1 protein-coding gene is annotated in these 6,058 nt (G+C 70.7%); it reads left to right on the top strand.

Annotation, left to right across the window (positions count from 1 at the left end):
* A partial coding sequence (locus tag JK364_RS53765; protein ID WP_201858775.1) for a type I polyketide synthase occupies window positions 1–6,058 on the top strand: 6,058 nt, incomplete at both ends.

Raw genomic sequence — 6,058 nt, 5'->3', positions numbered from 1 at the left:
CACCGGCACCCTCACCCAGCACCAACACACCCCCGACACCCCCCAAACCACCTGGCCCCCCACCAACGCCCAACCCATCGACCTGACCGGGGCATACGAACGCCTAGCCGCCACCGGACTGGAATACGGCCCCACCTTCCAAGGACTGCGCGCACTGTGGCGCCGAGGCAGTCGTCTCTTCGCCGACGTCCGCCTCCCCGACACCGACAACACCGGCAACACCGGCAACACCGACGGCTACGGCATCCACCCCGCACTCCTCGACGCCGCCCTCCACGCCGCCACCGCCGCACAGCACCACACCGACACCCGACTCCCCTTCGCCTGGACCGGCGTCACCCTCCACGCCACCGGTGCGACCAAGCTGCGGGTCGAGCTGGACATCGACGACGGCGCGATCCGGTTGTTGGCGCGGGACACCATGGGGCAGCCCGTCGTCTCGATCGACTCCCTGGTCACGCGGCCGGTCGGTGCGGACGAGCTCCGCGCCGGAGGCGTCGGCGCCCACCAGCTCTACGACCTGGCTTGGGTCGCCCGCGCGCTGGACGCGAGGGCGGTCGCGGAGGAGTTCGAGCGGTACGAGGTGCCGACGGTCGGCGACGACGTCCTGGCCGACACCCACCGCATCACCACCGAAACCCTGACCCGCGTCCAACACCACCTGGCCCAGGACACCACCACCCCCCTCGTCGTCGAAGCCGCCCACGACGACCTCGCCGGCGCAGCCGTCTGGGGACTGCTCCGCACCGCCCAAACCGAACACCCCGACCGCATCATCCTCATCGACACCGACAACCACCCCACCTCCCGCAAGGCACTGCCCGCCCTCATCGCCTCCGGCGAACCCCAGGCCCGCATCCGCGACGGCGCCATCACCCTCCCCCGACTCACACGCCTGTCGACGGACACCAGGGCGTCCATCGACACACTCCCCACGGGCCCTGTGCTCGTCACCGGCGGCACCGGCGGCCTGGGCTCGCTGGTCGCCCGCCACCTGGTCGCCGAACACGGCGTCCGCGACCTGGTGTTGGTCAGCCGTCAGGGACCCGATGCGGACGGCGCCACCGAACTCACCACCGAACTCACCGACCTCGGCGCCCGCGTCCGCACCATCTCCTGCGACCTCACCGACCGCACCGCCCTCGCCGCACTCGTCGACGAGGTCGGCCCGCTGACGGGCGTGGTGCACACCGCCGGGGCACTGGCCGACGCCACCATCGACCACCTCGACACCGACGCGTTGGCCACCACTTTCGCCCCCAAGGCCGACGCCGCCTGGTGGCTGCACGAACTCACCCGCGACCAAGACCTGGCCCTCTTCGTGGTCTTCTCCTCGGTCGCCGGCGTGCTGGGCAACGCGGGGCAGGCCAACTACGCCGCCGCCAACAGCTTCCTCGACGCCCTGATCACCCACCGCCGCCACCACGGTCTCCCCGGCACCTCACTCGCCTGGGGCTCGTGGGAACGCGCCACCGGCATGACCCGCCACCTCGTCCAAACCGACCACAACCGGCTGGCCCGCGACGGGCTGCGGCCGCTGGCCGACGCCGAGGGGCTGGCCCTGTTCGACGCCGCGCTGGCGGCGGAAGCCGGGAGCGTGGTCACGGCCGCCTTCGACCTGGTGGCGCTCCGCGCCGCGCCGGTGACACCAACCGTGCTGCGCGGCTTGGTGCGCAGGCCGCGGGCGACCGCGAGCAGCGACGAGGCCGCCGGTACCTGGCGCGATCTGCTGGCCGGGATGATGCCGCACGAGCGAGAGCGGGCGGCTGTCGACATGGTCCGGGAGCAGGCCGCGGCCGTGCTCGGGCATGCCGACGCCACCGCGATCGGTGCGCGTCAGGTCTTCAAGGACCTCGGGTTCGACTCCCTGACCGCCGTGGAGTTCCGCAACCGGCTGTCGGCGGCGACCGGGCTGCGGCTGCCCGCCACGCTGATCTTCGACTACCCCACGTGTGCGGCGGCGGCCGGTCTGCTGCTCGGCTCGACAGCGGACACCACCCGGCCGCGAGCCGCCACGGACGGAGACGCGGAGCCGATCGCGATCGTGGGGATGGCCTGCCGACTGCCCGGCGGTGTCGACTCCCCCGAGGACCTATGGCGCCTGATCAGCACAGGCGGCGACGCCATCACCACATTCCCCACCGACCGCGGCTGGGACCTGGACACCCTGTACGACCCGGACCCCGACCACGCCGGCACCGCCTACACCCGCCACGGTGGATTCCTGGAAGGCGCCGGCGCATTCGACCCGGACCCGTTCGGCATCTCACCACGCGAAGCGCTGGCCATGGACCCGCAGCAGCGACTGCTCCTGGAGACCACCTGGGAGGTCCTGGAGCGCTCCGGCATCGACCCGACCACCCTGCGCGGCAGCCGTACCGGCGTCTTCACCGGCATCATGGCCAGCAACTACGTCGCCCTGCGGGGCAGTGCGCCGGCCGACCTCGAAGGCTACGTGGCCAATGGCAGCGCGGCGAGCGTGGCGTCCGGCCGTGTCTCGTACACCTTCGGCTTCGAGGGCCCGGCCGTCTCACTGGACACCGCCTGCTCCTCCTCCCTGGTCGCCCTGCACCTCGCCGTCCAGGCCCTGCGCTCCGGCGAATGCACCCTCGCCATCACCGGCGGCGTCACCGTACTGGCCTCAGTGGCACCGTTCATCGAATTCAGCCGACAGCGCGGCCTCGCCGACGACGGACGCTGCAAAGCCTTCGACGCCGACGCCAACGGCTTCGGCATGGCCGAAGGCATCGGCCTGCTCCTGATCGAACGACTCTCCGACGCCCAACGCCTCGGACACCCGGTACTCGCCGTGGTACGCGGCACCGCCGTCAACCAGGACGGCGCCTCCAACGGCCTCACCGCCCCCAACGGCCCCTCCCAACAACGCGTCATCCGCGACGCACTCACCAACGCCCAACTCACCCCCACCGACATCGACCTCGTCGAAGCACACGGCACCGGCACCAAACTCGGCGACCCCATCGAAGCCCAGGCCATCATCGCCACCTACGGACAGGACCGGGAACAACCGCTGTGGATGGGCTCACTGAAGTCCAACATCGGCCACACCCAAGCCGCCGCCGGAGTCGCCGGCATCATCAAAACCGTCATGGCCATGCGCCACGGCATCATGCCCAAGACCCTGCACATCGACGAGCCGACCCCGGAGGTCGACTGGTCGGCGGGTGCCGTCGAGCTACTGGCCGAGGCCCGCGACTGGCCGGACGCGGACGAACGCCCCCGACGCGCGGGCGTGTCGTCCTTCGGAGTCAGCGGCACCAACGCACACGTCATCCTCGAACACACCCCCACCGGCCCGGAGCCGGATGTTCCGGAGGCACCCCCGGCCGGACCGGTGCCCTGGATACTCTCCGCACACACCGAACCCGCCCTGCGGGAGTCGGCGGGACGGTTGGCGGCGCTGGTCGAGGACGGGGAGGTGTCCGTCCACGACGTGGCGCACTCGCTCGTCGCCACCCGGGCGGTCCTGCCGCACCGCGCCGTGGTCGTCGGGGAGACCGTGCAGGACTTCACGGCCGGGCTTGCCGACCTGGCGCCGGGCACCGGGGACGGCGGGCCGCTGGCGGTGATGTTCACCGGGCAGGGCTCCCAACGCCCCGGTATGGGACGGCGGTTGTACGAACACTTCCCCGTCTTCACCCGGGCACTGGACGAGGTCTTCGCACTCGCCACCCCCGGACTACGCGAGGTGATGTTCGACCCCGACCAGGGCGAGACCCTCCAACGCACCGACCACGCCCAAGTCGCCCTGTTCGCCTTCGAAACCGCCCTCTACCGACTCTGGGAATCCTGGGGCCTGCGACCCGATATGGTCTGCGGCCACTCCGTCGGAGAAATCACCGCAGCGCACGTCGCCGGCGCCCTCACCCTGCCCGACGCCGTCCACCTGGTCACCGCACGCGGCACCCTCATGCAGGACCTACCTCCCGACGGCGCCATGCTCGCTGTCGCCACCGCCCCCCACACCCTCCAACCCCACCTCCACGACCTCGAAAACACCGTCTCCATCGCCGCCGTCAACGGCCCCCACGCCACCGTCCTCTCCGGCGACCGCACCACCCTCCACCACATCGCCACCCAACTCGACGTCAAAACCAACTGGCTCAACGTCAGCCACGCCTTCCACTCCCCCCTCATGCAACCCATCCTCGCCCCCTTCACCACCACCCTCAACACCCTCACCCACCACCCCCCACACATCCCTCTCATCAGCATGCTCACCGCGGCACCCGCTCACCCCGACACCACCCACTGGACCCGCCACATCACCGCACCCGTCCGCTACGCCGACACCCTCCACCACCTCCACCACCACGGCATCACCACCTACCTCGAACTCGGCCCCGATGCCACCCTCACCGCCCTCGCCCGCACCACCCTCCCCGCCACCACCCACCTCATCCCCACCACCCGCCGCAACCACGACGAGGTCGTGACCGTGCTCACCGCCGCCGGGCACGCCCACACCAGCGGTGTGGAGCTCGACTTGTCCGCAGTGGTCCCCCGGGGCCGGCGCGTGGAGCTGCCGACCTACGCGTTCCAGCGTGAACGGTTCTGGCTGCACGACGCCGTGGGAGGGGGCGCCGAGGTGGAGGGCGCCGGCCTGGGGACGACGGACCACCCACTGCTCGGCGCGGTGACCACAGTGGCCGACACCGGCGAACTCATCCTCTCCGGCCGACTCTCCACCAGCACCCACCCCTGGCTCGCCGACCACACGGTAAACGACACCGTCATCGTCCCCGGCACCGCACTGATAGACCTCGCCCTCTACGCCGCGGGGTACACCGACCACACCACCGTGGACGAGCTGGTCATCCACACCCCCCTCGCACTGACCCGCCCCACCCCGGTCCAGATCACCGTGGGCCCCGAGACCGACACCGGCCACCGCCCCATCTCCCTCCACAGCCGCGACACCACCGGCACCTGGACCCCCCACGCCACCGGCACCCTCAAACGCGAAACCCAACCCACAACGGACCTCGGAACCTGGCCACCCACCGACGCCCACCACATCGACCTCACCAACGCCTACCAGCGACTCACCGACACCGGACTCCACTACGGCCCCGCCTTCCAAGGACTCCGCGCCCTCTACCAACGCGACAACACCCTCTTCGCCGAGATCGAGCTGCCCACCGCCGCAGGCACCGCCACAGGACATACCCTGCACCCGGCGCTGCTCGACGCGGCACTACACCCCGCGGCCCTCAACACCCCGGACACCAGCACCCCACACCTGCCCTTCTCCTGGACCGGCGTCACCCTCCACGCCGTCGGCGCCACCCACTTGCGCGTCCAACTGGACACCGACGACTCCGGCACCATTCGCCTACTGGCCACCGACACCACCGGCCAACCCGTCATCACCATCGACTCGCTCACCACCCGGCCACTCGACCCCGGCCAGCTCCACGACGCCAAACCCGAGACAAACCACCTCTACACACTGGGCTGGTCCCCCCACACCCCCACCACCCCCGCGGCCACAGTGGACTTCGAGCAGTACACAGTCCCCACGGTGGGCGACGACGTCCTGGCCGACACCCACCGCATCACCACCGAAACCCTGACCCGCGTCCAGCACCACCTGGCCCAGGACACCACCACCCCCCTCATCGTCGAAGCCACCCACGACGACCTCGCCGGCGCAGCCGTCTGGGGACTCATCCGCACCGCCCAAACCGAACACCCCGACCGCATCATCCTCATCGACACCGACAACCACCCCACCTCCCAAAAGATCCTCCCCACCCTCATCGCCTCCGGCGAACCCCAGGCCCGTATCCGCGACGGCGCCATCACCCTCCCCCGACTGACGACCACAGCCATCACCGACGCACTGACACCCCCCACCGACACCGACGCCTGGCACCTGGACACCAGCGAACACGGCACACTGGAGAACCTCACACTGGTCCCGTCCGATTCGGCGACGCGTCCACTGGGACCGCACGAGGTACGGGTCGCGGTACGAGCCGCCGGTCTGAACTTCCGCGACGTACTCATCGCCCTGGGCATGTACCCCGGCAAG

The sequence above is a fragment of the Streptomyces endocoffeicus genome (assembly GCF_016741935.1).
GTDB classification, from domain to species: Bacteria; Actinomycetota; Actinomycetes; order Streptomycetales; family Streptomycetaceae; genus Streptomyces; species Streptomyces endocoffeicus.
The sequence above is the reverse complement of the archived record's forward strand: the minus strand, read 5'-3'. Positions and strand labels throughout refer to the sequence as shown.